At 71.0% G+C, this 23,439-nt stretch carries 1 protein-coding gene (running past one end of the window); it reads left to right on the forward strand.

Annotation, left to right across the window (positions count from 1 at the left end; translation table 11 throughout):
* Nucleotides 1–23,292: the 3' portion of a non-ribosomal peptide synthase/polyketide synthase gene (locus tag ACZ4W5_RS27655; protein ID WP_465657595.1), read on the forward strand. Its footprint begins 13,869 nt before the window's first position; the window shows 23,292 of its 37,161 coding nt (coding positions 13,870–37,161); its start codon lies beyond the left edge, outside the window; the stop codon is at nucleotides 23,290–23,292.
* Nucleotides 23,293–23,439: the final 147 nt, after the last annotated feature.

The following is a 23,439-nucleotide window of genomic DNA, read 5'->3' on the forward strand; positions in this document are numbered from 1 at the left end:
TACAACATGCCGTTGGCCCTGCGGCTGACCGGTGAGCTGGACCGGCAGGCGCTGCTGGACTCCCTCAACGACGTCATCGCGCGCCACGAGGCCCTGCGCACCGTCTTCCTGGACGTCGACGGACAGGCCCGTCAGCACATCCTCGACCCCGAGCAGGCCCGCATCGACCTGGCGGTCGTCCCCACGGACGAGGGCGGACTCGCCGACCACCTGCGTCGGGCCGCCCGGTACGAGTTCGACCTGTCCGGCCAAGTGCCGCTGCACGCCGAGCTGTTCACGGTCAGTCCGACGGAGTCGGTGCTGATGCTGGTGCTGCACCACATCGCGGGTGACGGCTGGTCGCTGGCGCCGCTGGCCCGTGACCTGATCTCCGCCTACAGTGCCCGTCTCACGGACGACGAGCCGGACTGGCCGCAGCTGCCGGTGCAGTACGCCGACTACACGCTGTGGCAGCGCGAGCTGCTCGGTGACGACAGTGACCCGGACAGTCCGTTCGTTCGCCAGCAGCAGTACTGGGCACAGCAGTTGGCCGGTTTGCCGGAGCAGGTGACCGTGCCCACCGACCGGCCCCGGCCCGCCGTCGCCGGCTACGCGGGTGACGTCACCACCTTCGGTATCGACGCGGATCTGCACCAGGCGCTGTCCGAGCTGGCCCGTTCCAGCGGCACGACCATGTTCATGGTGTTGCAGGCGTCCTTCGCCGCCCTGATGACCCGCCTCGGTGCCGGCACGGACATCCCGCTCGGTGCGCCGATCGCCGGACGTACGGACGAGAACCTCGACCAGCTGATCGGCTTCTTCGTCAACACCCTGGTCCTGCGCACCGACACGGCCGGCAACCCGTCGTTCACCGAGCTGCTCGCCCAGGTGCGCCGGACCAGTCTGGAGGCCTATGCCCACCAGGACGTCCCCTTCGAGCACCTGGTGGAGGCGCTCAACCCGCACCGCAGCACCACGCATCACCCGCTCTTCCAGGTCATGCTCGCCGTCCTCAACACCGAGCAGCCGAACTTCGAGCTGCCCAACCTGCAGGTCGCGGCAGACGGTGTCGCGATGGGCACGTCCAGGTTCGACATGTTCATCAACATGGGCGAGCACCGGGACGACAACGGCACCCCGGCCGGCATGTCGGGCACGGTCGAGTTCGCGACGGATCTGTACGACCGCACCACCGTCGAGGCGCTGATCGCACGCTGGGTCCGGCTGCTCAGGTCGATTGCCGCCGATCCGTCCCGGCCGATCGGATTCCTGGACGTCCTCACGCCCGGTGAGGCCGCCCGGCTCCGGGACTGGTCGGCTGCCCCGAGTGCGGGGACCGGTGCGGCCACGCTGCCGGAGCTGTTCGAGGCCCGGGTGCAGGCCACCCCCGATGCCCTCGCGTTGGAGGTCGGCAAGGCGACCTGGACGTATGCGGAGCTGAACGCGCGGGCGAACCAGGTCGCGCACTGGCTGATCGGCCGGGGCATCGGTGCCGAGCAGCTCGTCGGGGTGGCTCTGCCCCGTTGTGCCGAGCAGCTCGCCGTGATCCTGGGCATCGCCAAGGCGGGCGCCGGCTACCTGCCGGTGGACCCGGACTACCCGGCCGACCGCATCGCCTACATGCTGGCCGACGCCGCCCCCGCCCTCCTCCTCACCACTGCGGAGCTGGCGGTGCAGCTGGCACCGGGGCTGCCGGACGGACTGCCGGGCGGGCTGGCGGTCGAGGACCTGGCCGAGGTCTGGCAGGCGCAGCCCGCCACCGACCCGACCGATGCCGACCGGATCACCCCGCTGCGACCGGCCAACCCGGCGTACGTGATCTACACCTCGGGTTCCACCGGCCGCCCCAAGGGCACCGCCGTTCCCCACACCGGACTGGCCGGCGTCACCGCCAGCCTGATCGAGTGCTGCGCGACCGGGCCCGACAGTCGTGTGCTGCAACTGGCGTCCCCCAGCTTCGACGTCTCGATCATCGAGATCCTCATGGCCATCAGCCGGGGCGGCGCTCTCGTGGTGCCCCAGCCCGGCCGCCTCGCGGGGGAGGAGCTCGCGCGCGTCCTGGCCGATTGCCGCGTCACCCACGCGTTCATCCCGCCGTCGGCGCTGGCGAGCATGCCCGAGGGCACGGCCGCCGCACTGCGCGACCTGCGCACGGTGCTGGTGGCGGGCGAGGCGTGCCCGCCCGAGGTGGTGGAGCACTGGTCGCAGGGCCGCCAGATGATCAACCTGTACGGGACGACGGAGACCTTCGTCAGCTCCATCAGTTCACCGCTGTCGGGCCGGCACGTCACGATCGGGCGACCGATCGTCCACACCCGGCTCTACGTGCTGGACGAGTACCTCCAGTTGGTGCCGCCGGGCATCCCCGGCGAGCTCTACAACGCGGGCACCGTGATGGCTCGCGGGTACCTGGACCGGCCGGGTCTGACGGCGGAGCGCTTCGTGGCGGATCCGTTCGGCGGGGCCGGGGACCGGATGTACCGCACGGGTGACCTGGTGCGGTGGAACCGGGACGGTGAGCTGGAGTACCTGGGCCGCACCGACCACCAGGTGAAGATCCGCGGGTTCCGGATCGAGCCCGGCGAGGTCCAGACCGCCGTAGCCCGGATTCCGGGGGTCGCGCAGGCGCTGGTGGTCCCGCGTGAGGACCAGCCCGGTGACGTCCGCCTGGTGGCCTACGTCGTCCCGGAGACGGAGCACGGGGTGTCCACCGAGGAGGTGCGCGACCGGCTGCGGGAGCAGCTGCCGGACTACATGGTCCCCGCGGCCGTCGTGGCACTGGACCGGATGCCGGTGACCCCGAACGGGAAGATCGACCGCAGGGCCCTGCCGGCTCCGGTCTACAGCGCGGCCGGCGCCGGGCGCGGTGCCCGTACCCCGCAGGAGCAGATCCTCGGTGCGGCGTTCGCCGAGATTCTCGGCCTGTCGAGCGTGGGGGTCGACGACGGCTTCTTCGACCTGGGCGGCCACTCCCTGCTGGCCACCCGTCTGATCAGCCGCATTCGTACGGCCCTGGGCGTGGAGATCCCGCTGCGCGCGATCTTCGAGTCCCCGACCGTGGCCCAGCTGGCCCGCCGACTGGCCGACCACGCGGGCGAACTGCGCCCGGCCCTGGTGCCGTTGGCCCGGCCGCAGGTGCTGCCGCTGTCCTACGCCCAGGAGCGGCTGTGGTTCCTGCACAAGCTGGAAGGCCCCTCCGCCACCTACAACATGGCCTTCGCCCTGCGCCTGACGGGCGACCTGGACCGGGAGGCGCTGCAGGAGGCCCTCAACGACGTGGTCACCCGGCACGAGGCGCTGCGCACAGTCTTCCGCGAGACCGAAGGACAGCCCGGCCAGCACATCCTCGCCCCCGGTGATCAGGCCCGGGTCGCCCTGCACGTTCAGCAGATCGACGAGGCCGACGTCACTCCGACGCTGAACCTGGCCGCTCGCCACGAGTTCGACCTGTCCGCCCAAGTGCCGCTGCACGCAAGGCTGTTCACCATCAGCCCGGCGGAGTCGGTGCTGATGCTGATCGTCCACCACATCGCGGCCGACGGCTGGTCGATGGCGCCGCTGGCCCGGGACCTGATCGCCGCCTACACCGCCCGTCGGACCGGCGCCGCGCCCGACTGGCCGCAACTGCCCGTCCAGTACGCCGACTACACCCTTTGGCAACGCCACCTTCTCGGCAAGGAGACCGACGTGACCAGCGCGTTCACCCGTCAGTACGAATACTGGGCCGAGCAGCTCGCTGGTCTGCCGGAGCAGGTCACCATCCCCGGCGACCGGCCCCGCCCCGCCGTCGCCAGCTACGCCGGCGATGTCATCCGGCTGAACTTCGACGCGGACCTGCACCGGGACCTCGCCGAGCTGGCCCGGGCCACCGACACGACCGTGTTCATGGTGCTCCAGGCCTCCATGGCCGCGCTGATGACCCGGCTCGGCGCCGGGACGGACATCCCGATCGGCAGCGGTATCGCCGGGCGCACCGACGAGAACCTCGACGATCTCATCGGACTGTTCGTCAACTCGCTCGTGCTGCGCACCAACACGGCTCGCAACCCCGTCTTCACCGATCTGCTCGCCCAGGTGCGCCGGACCAGCCTGGCGGCTCACGCCCACCAGGACATCCCGTTCCAGTACCTGGTGGAGAAGCTCAACCCGCACCGCTCCGCCGGGCACCACCCGCTCTTCCAGGTGGCCTTCGTGCTGCAGAACACGGAGGAGGCGGACTTCACGCTGCCGGACCTCCGGGTCCGCCCGGAGGAGACGCACACCAGCACCTCACGCCTCGACGTGCTCATCAGCCTGGGGGAGGAGCACGACGTCGATCGCGCCCCGAGGGGCATCAGCGGGTTCATCGAGTTCGCGACGGACCTGTACGACCGGGCCACGATCGAGACGCTGATCGAACGGTGGACGCAGGTGCTGCGGGGCGTGGTCGCCGACCCGTCCCAGCGGATCGGTGCCCTGAACATCCTGACCTTGTGGGAACGCCTCGACCGGGTGGTCAAGTCGGAGCGAGCCGAACAGCCGACGCTGCCCGAGCTGTTCCAGGCGCAGGTGCAGGCCGCGCCGTCCGCCGAGGCCGTGGACGCGGGTGAGGTGTCGTGGACGTATGCGGAGTTGAACGCGCGGGCGAACCAGGTCGCGCACTGGCTGATCTCGCGGGGTGTCGGCGCCGAGGATCTCGTGGGTGTGGTGTTGCCGCGTAGCGCGGTGCAGGTGGCGGTGGTGCTGGGCATCGTGAAGGCGGGTGCCGGCTACCTGCCGGTGGATCCGGACTATCCGGCGGAGCGGATCGCGTACATGCTCGCCGACGCGGCTCCCGCTGTGCTGCTCACCAGCGGGGAGCTGGCGTCCGGGCTGCCGGACGGGTTGGCGGACGTGCTGGTGGTCGAGGAGCTGGCGGAGGTCTGGGAGGGGCAGTCGGTCACGGATCCGACGGATGCGGACCGGGTTGCGCCGCTGTCCTCGTTGAACACGGCTTACACGATCTACACGTCGGGTTCGACGGGTCGGCCCAAGGGTGTGGCGGTTACGCATTCGGGGTTGGCGTCGTTGGCGGTGACGCTGGTGGAGCGGTTCGGGGTGTCGGCGGAGAGCCGGGTGCTGCAGTTCGCTTCGCCGGGGTTCGATGCGGCGGTGTGGGAGCTGGTGATGGCGCTGGCGACCGGTGCGGCGTTGGTGGTGGCGGGGTCGCGACGCTTGGTGGGTGAGGAGCTGGGCCGGGTGCTGGCCGAGCGGGGGGTCACGCATGTGACGCTGCCGCCGTCGGCGTTGGCGAGTCTGCCGGTGGGGGTCGAGGCCTCCTTGCCGGGTCTGGAGACCGTGGTGGTGGCCGGTGAGGCGTGCCCGCCGGATCTGGCGGAGCGGTGGTCGGTGGGTCGTCGGATGATCAACGCTTACGGTCCGACGGAGTCGACGGTTGGTGCGACGGCCAGTGAGCCGCTGTCGGGTGCGTATGTTCCGATCGGTCGGCCGGTGGTCAACACCCGGGTGTACGTGCTGGACGAGAACCTGGAGCAGGTGCCGCAGGGTGTCGCGGGTGAGTTGTACCTCGCGGGCCGGGGTCTGGCCCGCGGCTACCTCAACCGTCCCGGTCTGAGTTCCGAACGCTTCGTCGCGGATCCCTTCGGTGTGCCGGGCGAGCGGATGTATCGCACGGGTGACCTGGCGCGCTGGAGTCGGGACGGTGAGCTGGAGTATCTGGGCCGTACGGATGAGCAGGTGAAGATCCGTGGGTTCCGGATCGAGCCGGGCGAGATCCAGGCCGCACTCACCAAGCAGCCGGAGGTCGCGCAGGCGGTGGTGGTCCCGCGTGAGGACCAGCCCGGCGACACCCGCCTGGTGGCCTACGTGGTTCCCGAGACCGGGGGTGGTGTCGAGGTCGATGCCGCCGAGCAGGTCGGGGACTGGCGGGAGTTGTACGACTCGGTGTACGGGCAGGCCACGGCGTCGTTGGGTGAGGACTTCGCGGGGTGGGACAGCTCGTACACGGGTGAGGCGATCCCGTTGGAGGAGATGCGGGAGTGGCGTGCGGCGACGGTGGAGCGGATCCGCTCCTACGGGCCGAGGCGTGTGTTGGAGATCGGTGTCGGTTCGGGTCTGCTGATGGCACCCCTCGCGGAGGAGGTGGAGTCGTACTGGGGCACGGACCTGTCCCAGGCGGTGGTGACACGCCTGGTCGAGCAGGTCGCCGAACGCGGCTGGGAGCACGTGCGGGTGTCCTGCCAGAGCGCCGAGGACTTCACCGGTCTGCCGACCGGCTACTTCGACACGGTTGTCATCAACTCCGTCGCGCAGTACTTCCCCAACCGCGACTACCTCACCTCCGTCCTCACCCAGGCCTTCCACCTTCTCGCCGAGAACGGCCGGGTCTTCCTGGGCGACATCCGCCACGCCGGGCTCCTGAGCACCCTCCAGACCGCGGTGCAGACGCCGAGGGCCGCCGACGCCGCGAAGTTGCGTTCCGCGGTGGAGCGCGCGGTGGTCGTGGAGAAGGAACTCCTGGTCCACCCGGACTACTTCGCCGCCTTCGCCGCCGAGCACGGTGCGGGTGTGGACGTCCGGATCAAGCGCGGTTCGGCGCACAACGAGCTGACCCGCCACCGCTACGACGTCACCCTCCACAAGAACCCGGCGGAGCCGACCGACCTGGCCGGGTCGGGTGACCTGGCCGGCGTGCCGGTGGTGCGCTGGGGAACGGACGTGACGACGCTGGATGAGCTCGGGGAGCGTCCGGTCGAGGGCGGCCTGCGTGTGACGGGTGTCCCGAACGCCCGTCTGACGGGCGAGGCCGCCGCCGTGGAGGCCCTGGACACCGGCGAGGACCTGACCGCCATCCGTTCGGCTCTCGGCTCGGCCACCGGCATCGACCCGGAGGCCTTCCACCGCTGGGCCGCCGAGCGCGGCTTCGACGCGGTCACCACCTGGAACTCCGAGCAGCCGGCCGCGTTCGACGCGGTCCTGCTGCCGGTGGGCAGCGCTCTGGCGGTGACCGGTGTCTATCGGTCGTCCGGCGTGGCCGGTTCGGCTCTGACGAACGCTCCGGCGCGGGCGCGGACCGGTGGTTCGCTGGTGACGGCGTTGCGTCAGGTGTTGCAGGCGCAGCTGCCGGACTACATGGTGCCGTCGGCGATCGTCACCCTGGACCGCCTTCCGCTGACGCCGAACGGGAAGATCGACCGCAAGGCCCTCCCCGCGCCGGACTACGCGTCCACCGCTGGGGGTCGTGCGGCTCGTACGCCGCAGGAGGAGATCCTCTGCACCCTGTTCGCCGAGGTCCTGGGTGTGCCCGGGGTCGGGATCGATGACGACTTCTTCGCACTCGGTGGCCATTCGCTGCTGGCGACGCAGCTCAGCAGCCGGGTGCGGAGTACCCTCGGCACCGAGCTGCCGCTCCAGGTGCTGTTCGAGGCGCCGACCGTCGCCCGGCTCTCCGCGCGGCTGGGCGAGGGCGCGGCGCGTCCCGCTCTGGTCGTGATGCCTCGTCCCGAGGTGCTGCCGCTGTCCTTCGCGCAGCAGCGGTTGTGGTTCCTGCACCAGCTGGAAGGCCCCTCGGCCACCTACAACATGCCGTTGGCCCTGCGGCTGACCGGTGACCTGGACCGGCAGGCGCTGGGAGAGGCCATCAACGACGTCATCGCGCGCCACGAGGCGTTGCGTACGGTCTTCGAGGAGGTCGACGGGCAGCCGCGGCAGCGCGTTCTCGCCCCGGAGCAGGCCCGCATCGACCTGCACGTCCGCCCGTGCGAGCAGGACGACGTCATGCCGGCCCTGGAGCTGGCCGCGCGCCACGAGTTCGACCTCTCCGGCCAAGTTCCGCTGCACGCCGAACTGTTCGCCGTCAGCCTGACGGAGTCGGTGCTGTTGCTGGTGCTGCACCACATCGCCGGTGACGGTTGGTCGATGGCGCCGCTGGCCCGTGACCTGGTCACGGCCTACTCCGCCCGCCTGACCGGTGCCGAGCCGGACTGGCCGCAGCTGCCGGTGCAGTACGCGGACTACACGCTGTGGCAGCGCGAGCTGCTGGGCGACGACAGTGACCCGGACAGCCCGTTCGTGCGCCAGCAGCAGTACTGGGCGCAGCAGTTGGCGGGCCTGCCGGAGCAGGTGACGGTGCCCACCGACCGGCCCCGCCCGGCGGTGGCCGGCTACGCGGGCGACGCCGCCACCTTCGGTATCGACGCGGATCTCCACCAGGCGTTGTCCGAGTTGGCCCGTTCCAGCGGCACGACGATGTTCATGGTGTTGCAGGCGTCCTTCGCCGCCCTGATGACCCGCCTCGGTGCCGGAACGGACATCCCGCTCGGTGCGCCGATCGCCGGACGCACGGACGAGAACCTCGACCAGCTGATCGGCTTCTTCGTCAACACCCTGGTCCTGCGCACCGACACGGCGGGCAACCCGGCCTTCACCGACCTGCTCGCCCAGGTCCGCCGGACCAGCCTGGAGGCCTACGCCCACCAGGACATCCCCTTCGAGCACCTGGTGGAGGCGCTCAACCCGCACCGCTCCTCCAGCCACCACCCGCTGTTCCAGATCTCCCTGGGGCTCCAGACCACCCAGCAGGCGCCCTTCGAGCTGCCCGGACTCCACGTCGAGTCCGGCGGTATCGGCACCGGCACAGCGCGATTCGACCTCTCCGTCGTCGTGGCCGAGGATCGTGGCGACAACGGTGAGCCCTCCGGTATGAACGGTGTGATCGAGTTCGCGACGGAGCTGTACGACCGGTCGACGATCGAGGCGCTGATCGCGCGTTGGGTCCGGTTGCTGCGGGCGGTCGCCGCCGATCCGTCCCGGCCGATCGGTTCGCTGGACGTCCTCACCGAGGGGGAGGAGGTCCAGCTCCGGGAGTGGGCGACCACGGCCCGGCCGGAGATCGACGACGCCACGCTGCCGGAGCTGTTCCAGGCCCGCGTGCGGGCCACCCCCGATGCCGTCGCACTGGAGGTCAGCGACGAGACCTGGACGTACGCGGAGCTGAACGCGCGGGCGAACCAGGTCGCGCACTGGCTGATCGGTCGGGGGATCGGTGCCGAGCAGCTCGTCGGTCTGGCGCTGCCGCGTGGCGCCGAGCTGTTCGCGGCGATCCTGGGCGTGGTGAAGGCGGGTGCCGGCTACCTGCCGGTGGACCCGGACTACCCGGCCGACCGCATCGCCTACATGCTGGCCGACGCCGCTCCCGTGCTGCTGCTCACCACCGCGGAGCTGGCACCGGGGCTGCCGGACGGGCTGCCGGACGGGCTGGCGGTCGAGGAGCTGGCCGAGGTCTGGCAGGCGCAGCCCGCCACCGACCCGACCGATGCGGACCGGATCGCGCCGCTCACCCCGGCGAACACCGCGTACACCATCTACACCTCGGGCTCCACCGGCCGCCCCAAGGGTGCGACGGTCACCCACACGGGTCTGGCCTCGCTGGCCTCGACCCTGGTCGAGCGCTGCCTGACCACGGCGGACAGCCGGGTCGTGCAGCTGGCCTCGCCGAGTTTCGACGCTTCCGTCCTGGAACTGCTGATGGCTCTCAGCAACGGCGGCACCCTGGTCGTGCCCCCGCCGGGTCGTCTCGCGGGTGAGGACCTCCTCCGGGTCCTGGCCGACCGGCGGATCACCCACGCGTTCATCCCGCCGTCGATCCTGGCCACCCTCCCGGCCGGTGCCCCCGACACGCTGACCGACCTGTCCAGTCTCATCGTCGGTGCCGAGGCCTGCCCGCCGGACCTGGTCGGGTTGTGGGCGCCGGGCCGTCACATGGCCAACCTCTACGGTCCGACCGAGACCACCATCTCCACCACCATCAGCCGTCCCCTGGCCGACCTGCGTACGCCCATCGGCGCTCCCAACCACAACACCCGTGCCCGCGTCCTGGACGAGAACCTGCGCCAGGTCCCGCCGGGCATCCCCGGCGAGCTCTACCTCGCCGGCCGGGGCCTGGCCCGCGGCTACCTCAACCGGCCCGGTCTGACGGCCGAGCGCTTCATTGCGGACCCGTTCGGCGGGGCCGGGGACCGGATGTACCGCACGGGTGACCTGGTGCGCTGGAACGGGGACGGTGAGCTGGAGTATCTGGGTCGTACCGACCACCAGGTGAAGATCCGCGGGTTCCGGATCGAGCCCGGCGAGATCCAGGCCGCCCTCACCCGGCAGCCGGAGGTCGCGCAGGCCGTCGTGATCGCCCGTGAGGACCAGCCCGGTGACACCCGCCTGGTGGCCTACGTCGTCCCGGAGACGGAGCACGGTGTCTCCGCCGAGGAGGTGCGCGACCGGCTGCGACGGCAGCTGCCGGACTACATGGTCCCGGCTGCGGTCATGGTGATCGACAGCATCCCGCTGACGCGCAACGGGAAGGTCGACCGCGACGCCCTGCCGGCCCCGGTCTACACCGCGGCCGTCGCCGGACGCGCTGCCCGCACCCCGCAGGAGCAGATCCTCGGTGCGGCGTTCGCGGAGGTCCTCGGTCTGTCGAGCGTGGGGGTCGACGACGGCTTCTTCGACCTGGGCGGCCACTCCCTGCTGGCCACCCGCCTGATCAGCCGCATCCGTACGGCCCTGGGCGTGGAGATCCCGCTGCGCGCGATCTTCGAGGCACCGACCGTGGCCCAGCTGGCCCGCCGGCTGGCCGACCACGCGGGCGAACTGCGCCCCGCACTCGAACCGGTCGTACGGCCGAAGACGCTGCCGCTGTCCTACGCCCAGGAACGGCTGTGGTTCCTGCACAAGCTGGAAGGCCCCTCCGCCACCTACAACATGGCCTTCGCCCTGCGCCTGACGGGCGACCTGGACCAGCAGGCACTGCAGGACGCCCTCAACGACGTGGTCACCCGGCACGAGGCGCTGCGCACCGTCTTCCGCGAGACCGAAGGACAGCCCGGCCAGCACGTCCTCGCCCCCGACCAGGCGCGCATCACACTGCGGACCGTACCGAGCAGTGAGGACCTACTCACCGCGCAACTCGACGAAGTGGCCCGCCACGAGTTCGACCTCTCGGACCAGGTGCCGCTGCACGCCGAGCTGTTCGCCGTCGGCCCGACGGAGTCGGTGCTGATGATGGTGCTGCACCACATCGCGGGTGACGGTTGGTCGTTGGCGCCGCTGGCCCGGGACCTGATCTCCGCCTACACCGCGCGCCTGACCGGTGCCGAGCCGGACTGGCCGCAGCTGCCGGTGCAGTACGCCGACTACACGCTCTGGCAGCGTGACCTGCTCGGTGACGACACCGACCCGGACAGCCCGTTCAGCCGCCAGTACGGCTACTGGGCACAGCAGTTGGCCGGTCTGCCGGAGCAGGTCACCGTGCCCACCGACCGGCCCCGGCCCACCACGGCCGGCAACGCCGGTGACGCGTGCGACTTCTCCTTCGACGCGGACCTGCACCGGGACCTCGCCCAGCTGGCCCGGTCGGCCGGAGCGACGGTGTTCATGGTGCTCCAGGCCTCCGTGGCCACGCTGCTGACCCGCCTCGGCGCCGGGACGGACATCCCGATCGGCTCTCCGGTCGCCGGGCGCACCGACGAGAACCTCGACGACCTGGTCGGCTTCTTCGTCAACACCCTCGTCCTGCGCACCGACACGGCGGGCAACCCGGCCTTCACCGACCTGCTCGCCCAGGTCCGCCGGACCAGCCTGGCGGCCCACGCCCACCAGGACACTCCGTTCCAGTACCTGGTGGAGAAGCTCAACCCGCACCGCTCCGCGGCACACCACCCGCTCTTCCAGGTCGCGTTGGCCCTGCAGAACAACGAGCAGGCCGAGTTCGAGCTGCCGGGACTGCAGGTGCGCTCGGAGAGCGCGCACACCGGCACCTCGCGCTTCGACCTGATGGTCACCCTGACCGAGGAACACGGCAACGACCACGAGCCGGTGGGCATCAGCGGAGCCATCGAGTTCGCGACGGAGTTGTACGACCGGTCGACGATCGAGGCGCTGATCGCGCGCTGGGCGCGGCTGCTGCGGGCGATCGCCGCTGATCCGTCCCGGCCGATCGGCTCGCTGGACCTCCTCGCCGAGGGGGAGGAGGTCCAGCTCCGGGAGTGGGCGACCACGGCCCGGCCGGAGATCGACGATGCCACGCTGCCGGAGCTGTTCCAGGCCCGCGTGCAGGCCACCCCCGATGCCGTCGCACTGGAGGTAGGCGACGCGACCTGGACGTATGCGGAGCTGAACGCGCGGGCGAACCAGGTCGCGCACTGGCTGATCGGCCGGGGGATCGGTGTCGAGCAGTTGGTCGGGGTGGCTCTGCCCCGGTGCGCCGAGCAGCTCGCCGTGATCCTGGGCATCGCCAAGGCTGGTGCCGGCTACCTGCCGGTGGACCCGGACTACCCGGCCGACCGCATCGCCTACATGCTGGCCGACGCGGCTCCCGCCCTCCTGCTCACCACCGCGGAACTGGCGCCGGAGCTGCCGGGCGGGCTGGCGGTCGAGGAGCTGGCCGAGGTCTGGCAGGCGCAGCCCGTCACCGACCCGACGGATGCGGACCGGATCGCGCCGCTCACGGCCGCGAACACCGCGTACACCATCTACACCTCGGGCTCCACCGGCCGCCCCAAGGGCGTCACCGTCACCCACACGGGTCTGGCCTCGCTCGTCGTCACTCTGGTGGAACGCTGCGCCCTCGGCGAGGGCAGCCGCGTGCTGCAGTTCACCTCTGCCAGCTTCGACGTCTCGGTCATCGAGCTGGTGCTCGGATTCACCGTCGGAGCCACCCTCGTCGTGCCCCCGCCGGGTCGTCTTGCCGGCGAGGACCTCGCCGACGTGCTGTCCGACCGGCGGATCAGCCACGCCTTCCTTCCGCCGTCGGCCCTGGCCAGCCTGCCGTCCGGCACCGAGACCACGCTGCCCGCCCTCGGTACCGTCGTCGTGGCCGGCGAGGCCTGCCCGCCGGATCTGGCCGAGCGCTGGTCGCAGGGCCGCCGGATGATCAACGCCTACGGCCCGACCGAAGCCACCATCTACGCTTCGACCGGCGGTCCGCTGTCCGGTCCGAAGGCCCCGATCGGTCGGCCCGTGGTCAACACGCGGGTGTACGTCCTGGACGAGAACCTGCGCCAGGTCCCGCCGGGCATCCCCGGTGAGTTGTACCTCGCGGGCCGGGGTCTGGCCCGTGGCTACCTGAACCGTCCGGGTCTGACGGCGGAGCGGTTCGTCGCGGACCCGTTCGGCGGGGCCGGGGACCGGATGTATCGCACGGGTGACCTGGTGCGCTGGAACCCGGACGGTGAGCTGGAGTATCTGGGCCGTACCGACCAGCAGGTGAAGATCCGTGGGTTCCGGATCGAGCCCGGCGAGATCCAGGCCGCCCTCACCCGGCACCCCGAGGTCGCGCAGGCCGTCGTGATCGCCCGCGAGGACCAGCCCGGCGACACCCGCCTGGTGGCCTACGTCGTCCCGGGCAGTGACAGCGCTGCCGAGGGTGACACCGCGGAACAGGTCGAGGACTGGCGGGAGTTGTACGACTCCTTGTACGAGCGGCCCACGGCGCCGTTGGGTGAGGACTTCGCAGGCTGGGACAGCTCGTACACGGGTGAGGCGATCCCGCTGGAGGAGATGCGGGAGTGGCGTGCGGCGACGGTGGAGCGGATCCGCTCCTACGGGCCGAGGCGTGTGCTGGAGATCGGTGTCGGTTCGGGTCTGCTGATGGCACCCCTCGCGGAGGAGGTGGAGTCGTACTGGGGCACGGACCTGTCCCAGGCGGTGGTGACACGCCTCGTCGACCAGGTCGCCGAACGCGGTTGGGAGCACGTGCGGGTGTCCTGCCAGAGCGCGGAGGACTTCACCGGTCTGCCGACGGGCTACTTCGACACGGTCGTGATCAACTCCGTCGCGCAGTACTTCCCGAACCGCGACTACCTGACCGTGGTGCTGTCGCGGGCCTTGGAGCTGCTGGCGGACGGCGGCCGCATCGTCCTGGGCGACATCCGCCACCTCGGACAGCTGCGGACCTTCCACACCGCGGTGCAGGCGGCGCGGGCGGTCGGCACCACCCAGCTCCACGCTTCGGTGGAGCGTGCGGTGGTGGTGGAGAAGGAACTCCTGGTCCACCCGGACTACTTCACCGCTTTCGCCGCCGAGCGCGGTGCGGGTGTGGACGTCCGGATCAAGCGGGGTTCGGCGCACAACGAGCTGACCCGCCACCGCTACGAGGTCACCCTCCACAAGACCGCGGAGACCCTGACCGATCTCACCGACGCTCCGGTACTGCGCTGGGGAACCGACGTTGCGACGCTGGAAGAACTCAGCCGGCAACCGGTCGAGGGCGGCCTGCGTGTCACGGGCGTCCCGAACGCCCGTCTGACGGGCGAGGTGGCCGCCGTCGAGGCCCTGGACACCGGCGAGGACCTGACCGCCATCCGTTCGGCGCTCGGCTCGGCCACCGGCATCGACCCGGAGGCCTTCCACCGCTGGGCCACCGAGCACGGCTTCGACGCGGTCACCACCTGGAACTCCGAGCAGCCGGCCGCCTTCGACGCGGTCCTGCTGCCCGAGAACAACTCCTCAACAGTGACCGGCACTTACCGGCCGGGATCGGCCGGCACCGCCGTGACCAACTCCCCGGCCCGATCCCGGACCAGCGGGGCCCTGGTGACGACGCTGCGCCAGGTGTTGCAGGCACAGCTGCCGGACTACATGGTGCCGTCGGCGATCGTCACCCTGGACCACATCCCACTCACCCCGAACGGGAAGATCGACCGCAAGGCCCTCCCCGCACCGGACTACACGTCCACCGCCGACGGCCGCGCACCGCGCACACCGCAGGAGGAAATCCTCTGCACCCTGTTCGCCGAGGTCCTCGGCCTGCCCGCGGTCGGAATCGACGACAACTTCTTCGACCTCGGCGGCCACTCCCTGCTCGCCACCCAACTCACCAGCCGGATCCGCAGCACCCTCGGCACCGAGGCGCCGCTCCAGGTGCTGTTCGAGGCGCCGACCGTGGCGAAGCTCGCGCCGCGTCTGACCCAGGACGGTGAGCTGCGTCCGCCGCTCCTGCCCGTCATCCGCCCCAACCCGCTTCCGCTCTCCTACGCCCAGCAGCAACTCTGGTTCCTGCACCAGATGGAGGGGCCGTCGGCCACCTACAACATCCCGTTGGTGCTGCGGCTGACCGGTGAGCTGGACCAGCAGGCGCTGGGGGAGGCCATCAACGATGTGATCTCCCGGCACGAGGCGTTGCGTACGGTCTTCGAGGAGGTCGACGGGCAGCCCGGTCAGCACATCCTCGCCCCCGAGCAGGCCCGTATCGACCTGCACGTCCGTCCGTGCGAGCAGGACGACGTCATGCCGGCCCTGGAGCTGGCCGTCCGCCACCGGTTCGACCTCTCCGCGCAGGTGCCGCTGCACGCCGAGCTGTTCACGGTCAGTCCGACGGAGTCGGTGCTGATGTTGGTGCTGCACCACATCGCGGGTGACGGCTGGTCGCTGGCGCCGCTGGCCCGTGACCTGGTCACGGCCTACTCCGCCCGCCTGACCGGTGCCGAGCCGGACTGGCCGCAGCTGCCGGTGCAGTACGCCGACTACACCCTGTGGCAGCGCGAGCTGCTGGGCGACGACAGTGACCCGGACAGCCCGTTCGTGCGCCAGCAGCAGTACTGGGCACAGCAGTTGGCCGGTCTGCCGGAGCAGGTGACCGTGCCCACCGACCGGCCCCGCCCGGCGGTGGCCGGCTACGCGGGCGACTCCACCACCTTCGGTATCGACGCCGATCTGCACCAGGCGCTGTCCGAGCTGGCCCGTTCCAGCGGCACGACGATGTTCATGGTGTTGCAGGCGTCGTTCGCCGCCCTGATGACCCGACTCGGTGCCGGTACGGACATCCCGCTCGGTGCGCCGATCGCCGGACGCACGGACGAGAACCTCGACCAGCTGATCGGCTTCTTCGTCAACACCCTGGTCCTGCGCACCGACACGGCCGGCAACCCGGCCTTCACCGACCTGCTCGCCCAGGTGCGCCGGACCAGCCTGGAGGCCTACGCCCACCAGGACATCCCCTTCGAGCACCTGGTGGAGGCGCTCAACCCGCACCGCAGCACCACGCATCACCCGCTCTTCCAGGTCATGCTCGCCCTCCTCAACACCGAGCAGCCGAACTTCGAGCTGCCCAACCTGCAGGCGCAGCCGACCGGCGTGGCCCTGGGCACGTCCAGGTTCGACATGTTCATCAACATGGGCGAGCACCGGGACGACAACGGCACCCCGGCCGGCATGTCCGGCACGGTCGAGTTCGCCACCGACCTGTACGACCGGTCGACGATCGAGGCACTGCTCGCACGCTGGATCCGGCTGCTGCGGGCGATCGCCGCCGACCCGTCCCGGCCCATCGGCGGGCTGGACATCCTCACCGAGGGTGAGCGCCGCCGGCTCCGCGACTGGTCGGCCGACCCCCGGCCGGAGATCGGCGACGCCACTCTGCCGGAGCTGTTCCAGAACCGCGTGCGGGCCACCCCCGACGCCGTCGCACTGGAGGCGGGGGACGAGACCTGGACGTACGCCGAGCTGAACGCCCGGGCGAACCAGATCGCGCACTGGCTGATCGGCCGGGGCATCGGTGCCGAGCAGCTCGTCGGCCTGGCGCTGCCGCGCAGCGCCGAGCAGCTCGCCGTGATCCTGGGCATCGCCAAGGCGGGCGCCGCCTACGTGCCGGTCGACCCGGACTACCCGGCCGACCGCATCGCCTACATGCTCGCCGACGCCGCCCCCGCCCTCCTGCTCACCACCGACGGGTTGAGCGAGAGCCTCCTCGCCGCCGCGGGCACCGGTGGCGAGATCCTCACCATCGAGTCCCAGGCGGAGCGGTGGGACGAGCAGCCCGCGACCGACCCGACCGACGCGGACCGGATCGTGCCGCTCACCCCGGCGAACACGGCCTACACCTTCTACACCTCGGGTTCCACCGGTCGACCGAAGGGCAGCGTCATCGCCCATTCCGGGCTGGCCGGCCTCATAGCCACCGCGGTCGAGCGGTGCGAGGCCGGTCCGGAGAGCCGCGTCCTGCAACTGGCCTCGCCGAGCTTCGACCCCGCCGTGGTCGAGATCTTCATGGCCTTCGCCGCGGGCGCCACGCTCGTACTGCCGTCCGGCGGCCGCCTCGCCGGCCTCGAACTGGCCAGGGTCATCGCCGATCGGCGGATCACCCATGCCTTCATCACGGCGTCGCGGCTCGCGAGCCTGCCCGAGGGGAGCGAGGCCGACCTGTCCGAGCTGGGCGTTCTGGGCATGATCGGTGAGCCCACACCTCCGGCCCTGGTGGACCGCTGGGCGCCGGGCCGCCGGATGATCAACGCCTACGGCCCGACGGAGTGCACCGTCTACGCGACGATCAGCCGCCCGTTCGCGGCGGGCCGGGCCCCCATCGGGTATCCGATCGCCAACGCCCGCCTCCACGTGCTGGACGACTACCTGCAGCCGGTACCGCCGGGGATCGCGGGTGAGCTCTACGTCGCGGGTGAGGGCGTGGGCCGCGGCTACCTGAACCGGCCCGGTCTGACGGCCGAGCGCTTCGTCGCGGACCCGTTCGGCGGGGCCGGGAGCCGGATGTATCGCACGGGTGACCTGGTGCGCTGGAACGGGGACGGTGAGCTGGAGTACCTGGGCCGCACCGACCACCAGGTGAAGATCCGCGGGTTCCGGATCGAGCCCGGCGAGATCCAGGCCGCCCTCACCCGGCACCCCGAGGTCGCCCAGGGCGTCGTCATCGCCCGCGAGGACCAGCCCGGCGACGTCCGCCTGATCGCCTACGTCGTGCCGAGCCGCGGAGGCGCGCCCGCACTGCCGCAGCTCCGGCAGGCCCTGCGGCAGCAGCTCCCGGACTACATGGTCCCGGCCGCGATCCTGGTGATCGACGGCATCCCGCTCACCCCGAACGGGAAGATCGACCGGGCGGCGCTCCCGGTTCCGGACCACGCCGTCGTCTCCACGGGGCGTGGCCCCCGCACCCCGCGCGAGGAGATCCTCTGTGCGCTGTTCGCCGAGGTCCTCGGTCTGTCCAGCGTGGGGGTCGACGACAGCTTCTTCGATCTGGGCGGCCACTCCCTGCTGGCCACCCGCCTGATCAGCCGCATCCGAAAGACCCTGGGCATCGAGGCCCCGCTGCGGGCGTTCTTCGAGGCGCCGACCGTGGCCCAGCTGGCCGAGCGTCTGGCGGACGGTGACGAGCGGACGCGGCTCGCCCTGGTGCCGGTCACCCGGCCCGAGGCCATCCCGCTGTCCTTCGCCCAGGAACGGCTGTGGTTCATCCACAAGATCGAGGGCCCCTCGGCCACCTACAACATGCCGTTGGCCCTGCGGCTGACCGGTGAGCTGGACCGGCAGGCGCTGCTGGACGCCCTCAACGACGTCATCGCGCGCCACGAATCGCTGCGCACCGTCTTCCGGGACGTCGACGGACAGGCCCGTCAGCACATCCTCGACCCCGTCGAGGCCCGCATCGACCTGGCGGTCGTCCCCACGGACGAGGGCCGGATCCACGAGCAGCTGAACCGGGCCGCGCGCCACGAGTTCGACCTCTCCGCGCAGGTTCCGCTGCACGCCGAGCTGTTCGCCGTCAGCCCGACGGAGTCGGTGCTGATGATGGTGCTGCACCACATCGCCGGTGACGGTTGGTCGATGGCGCCGCTGGCGCGTGACCTGATCGCCGCCTACACCGCGCGCCTGACCGGTGCGGCGCCGGACTGGCCGCAGCTGCCGGTGCAGTACGCGGACTACACGCTGTGGCAGCGTGACCTGCTCGGTGACGACAGTGACCCGGACAGCCCGTTCAGTCGCCAGTACGGCTACTGGGCGCAGCAGTTGGCCGGTCTGCCGGAGCAGGTGACCGTGCCCACCGACCGGCCCCGGCCCACCACGGCCGGCAACGCCGGTGATGTCTGTGACTTCTCCTTCGACGCGGACCTGCACCGGGATCTCGCCCAGCTGGCCCGGTCGGCCGGAGCGACGGTGTTCATGGTGCTCCAGGCCTCCGTGGCCGCGCTGATGACCCGGCTCGGTGCCGGCACGGACATCCCGATCGGCAGCGGTATCGCGGGACGCACCGACGAGAACCTCGACGACCTGGTCGGCTTCTTCGTCAACACCCTGGTCCTGCGCACCGACACGGCGGGCAACCCGGCCTTCACCGATCTGCTCGCCCAGGTGCGCCGGACCAGTCTGGAGGCCTACGCCCACCAGGACGTGCCGTTCCAGTACCTGGTGGAGAAGCTCAACCCCCGCCGCTCCGCGGCACACCACCCGCTCTTCCAGGTCATGCTGGCCCTGCAGAACAACGAGCAGGCCGACTTCCAGCTGCCCGGCCTGCGGGTCAGCCACGAGCCCGCGACCACGGACACGTCCCGGTTCGACCTGTTCGTCAACATCGGTGAGTTCCACGAGCGCGACGGCTCGCCCACCGGGGTCGCCGGGTACATCGAGTTCGCGACGGAGTTGTACGACCGGTCGACGATCGAGGCGCTGATCGCACGTTGGGTCCGGTTGCTGCGGGCGGTCGCCGCTGATCCGTCCCGGCCGATCGGCTCGCTGGACGTCCTTACCGAGGGGGAGGAGGGCCAGCTCCGGGAGTGGGCGACCACGGCCCGGCCGGAGATCGATGACGCCACGCTGCCGGAGCTGTTCCAGACCCGCGTGCAGGCCACCCCCGATGCCGTCGCACTGGAGGCGGGGGACGCGTCCTGGACGTATGCGGAGCTGAACGCGCGGGCGAACCGGATCGCGCACTGGCTGATCGGCCGGGGGATCGGTGCCGAGCAGCTCGTCGGCCTGGCGCTGCCGCGTGGCGCCGAGCTGTTCGCGGCGATCCTGGGCGTGGTGAAGGCGGGTGCCGGCTACCTGCCGGTGGACCCGGACTACCCGGCCGACCGCATCGCCTACATGCTCGCCGACGCCGCCCCCGCCCTCCTGCTCACCACCGCGGAGCTGGCACCGGGGCTGCCGGACGGACTGGCGGACGGGCTGGCGGTCGAGGAGCTGGCCGAGGTCTGGCAGGCGCAGCCCGCCACCGACCCGACCGATGCGGACCGGATCGCCCCGCTCACCCCGGCGAACACCGCGTACACGATCTACACCTCGGGTTCCACGGGCCGGCCCAAGGGTGCGACGGTCACCCACACGGGTCTGGCCTCGCTGGCCTCGACGCTGGTGGAGCGTTGCCTGACCACGGCGGACAGCCGGGTCGTGCAGTTGGCCTCGCCGAGTTTCGACGCCTCCGTCCTGGAACTGCTGATGGCTCTCAGCAACGGCGGCACGCTGGTCGTGCCCCCGCCGGGTCGTCTCGCGGGTGAGGACCTCCTCCGGGTCCTGGCCGACCGGCGGATCACCCACGCGTTCATCCCGCCGTCGATCCTGGCCACCCTCCCGGCCGGTGCCCCCGAGACGCTGACCGACCTGTCCAGTCTCATCGTCGGTGCCGAGGCCTGCCCGCCGGACCTGGTCGCCTTGTGGGCGCCGGGCCGTCACATGGCCAACCTCTACGGTCCGACCGAGACCACCATTTCCACCACCATCAGCCGTCCCCTGGCCGACCTGCGTACGCCCATCGGCGCTCCCAACCACAACACCCATGCCCGCGTCCTGGACGAGAACCTGCGCCAGGTCCCGCCGGGCATCCCCGGCGAGCTGTACCTCGCCGGCCGGGGCCTGGCTCGTGGCTACCTGAACCGTCCGGGTCTGACGGCGGAGCGGTTCGTCGCGGACCCGTTCGGCGGGGCCGGGGACCGGATGTATCGCACGGGTGACCTGGTGCGCTGGAACCGGGATGGTGAGCTGGAGTACCTGGGTCGTACCGACCAGCAGGTGAAGATCCGTGGGTTCCGGATCGAGCCCGGCGAGATCCAGGCCGCCCTCACCCGGCAGCCGGAGGTCGCCCAGGCCGTCGTGATCGCCCGCGAGGACCAGCCCGGCGACACCCGCTTGGTGGCCTACGTCGTCCCGGGCAGTGACAGCGCTGCCGAGGGTGACACCGCGGAACAGGTCGAGGACTGGCGGGAGTTGTACGACTCCTTGTACGAGCGGCCCACGGCGCCGTTGGGTGAGGACTTCGCGGGCTGGGACAGCTCGTACACGGGTGAGGCGATCCCGCTGGAGGAGATGCGGGAGTGGCGCGCGGCGACGGTGGAGCGGATCCGCTCCTACGCGCCGAGGCGTGTGCTGGAGATCGGTGTCGGTTCGGGTCTGCTGATGGCACCCCTCGCGGAGGAGGTGGAGTCGTACTGGGGCACGGACCTGTCCCAGGCGGTGGTGACGCGCCTCGTCGACCAGGTCGCCGAGCGCGGCTGGGAGCACGTGCGGGTGTCCTGCCAGAGCGCGGAGGACTTCACCGGTCTGCCGACAGGCTACTTCGACACGATCGTCATCAACTCCGTCGCGCAGTACTTCCCCAACCGCGACTACCTGACCGTGGTGCTGTCGCGGGCCTTGGAGCTGCTGGCGGACGGCGGCCGCATCGTCCTGGGCGACATCCGCCACCTCGGACAGCTGCGGACCTTCCACACCGCAGTGCAGACGCCGAAGGCCGCTGATGCCGCGAAGTTGCGTTCCGCAGTGGAGCGTGCGGTGGTGGTGGAGAAGGAACTCCTGGTCCACCCGGACTACTTCACCGCTTTCGCCGCCGAGCGCGGTGCGGGTGTGGACGTCCGGATCAAGCGCGGTTCGGCGCACAACGAGCTGACCCGCCACCGCTACGAGGTCACCCTCCACAAGTCCGCGGAGACACTGACCGATCTCACCGACGCGCCGGTACTGCGCTGGGGGACGGACGTTGCGACGCTGGAAGAACTCAGCTGGCAGCCGGTCGAGGGCGGCCTGCGTGTGACGGGTGTCCCGAACGCCCGTCTGACGGGCGAGGTGGCCGCCGTCGAGGCCCTGGACACCGGCGAGGACCTGGCCGCCATCCGTTCGGCGCTCGGCTCGGCCACCGGCATCGACCCGGAGGCCTTCCACCGCTGGGCCACCGAGCACGGCTTCGACGCGGTCACCACCTGGAGCTCCGAGCAGCCGGCCGCCTTCGACGCGGTCCTGCTGCCCGAGAACAACTCCTCGACCGTGACCGGCACTTACCGGCCGGGATCGGCCGGCACCGCGGTGACCAACTCCCCGGCCCGATCCCGGACCAGCGGTGCGCTGGTGACGGCGTTGCGTCAGGTGTTGCAGGCGCAGCTGCCGGACTACATGGTGCCGTCGGCGATCGTCACCCTGGACCACATCCCGCTCACCCCGAACGGGAAGATCGACCGCAAGGCCCTCCCCGCACCGGACTACACGTCCACCGCCGACGGCCGCGCACCGCGCACACCGCAGGAGGAGATCCTCTGCACCCTGTTCGCCGAGGTCCTCGGCCTGCCCGCGGTCGGGATCGACGACAACTTCTTCGACCTCGGCGGCCACTCCCTGCTCGCCACCCAACTCACCAGCCGGATCCGCAGCACCCTCGGCACCGAGATGCCCCTCCAGGCGCTCTTCGAGGCGCCCACCGTCGCCGAGCTCTCCGAGAGCCTCGACGCCGGCACGCCCAGCAGCGCCTACGACGTCCTGCTGCCGCTTCGGAAGCGGGGGCTGCACGCTCCGCTGTTCGTCGTGCACCAGGGGGCGGGCATGTGCTGGTCGTACGCCGGTCTCCTGCCGCACCTGAGCCAGGACTTCCCGGTGTACGGACTCCAGGCCCACGGACTGGCTCATCCCGAGGAGCTCAGGAACAGCGTCGAGGAGGTGGCCGACGACTGCATCGAGCAGATGCTGACGGTGCAGCCCGAGGGTCCGTACCACCTGATGGGGCACTCGTTCGGAGGGATCCTGGCCCACGCGATCGCGGCCCGGCTGGAGGAGCGGGGTGAACGGGTCGACCTGCTGGTCTTCCTGGACTCCGATCCCGCCAAGCCGATCCCCGAGCACCTGCTGCAGGGCCAGGACGAGATGAAGCTGATGTACGGCGCGATCCTGGAGGCGCTCGGGGTCAACACCGAGCAGCTGGCCAACCGGATGCCCACGTTCGAGGAGTTCTCCGAGCTCGCCCGTGGGACGAACACCGTCCTCGGCAGTCTTGAGGAGAGCCGGTTCGTCGCCCTGATGAGCGTCATCAAGAACAACATCATGCTGATGGGCAGGTACCGCCACGAGCGGGTCTCGACGGACGCGATGATCTTCGCGGCCACGCGTCACCGCTCCGGATACGTCATCCCGGCGGACGCCTGGAACGCGTACGTGGACGGTGACGTCGTCCACCACGAGGTGGACTGCACCCACCAGACCATCACGACGCCGCGCATGTTCCGGGAGATCGGCCCCCTCGTCGAGGCCAAGCTCCGGAAGCTCACCGAGAACACGATCGCCCCGCGCGGCGAGAAGGAGTAGCGCGAGGACGGCCGCGACCGAGCGAAGACCGCGTCCCGGGTGCACGGATCGATCCGTGAGAACCCAAAAAAAGAACAGGGGCAGGGAGCGAGAGAGCCCACATGCTCCCCCCCCCCCCCACCCCCCCCTCGCCCCAGCTTCTGGTGA

This window comes from Kitasatospora sp. NPDC029367, assembly GCF_055569135.1.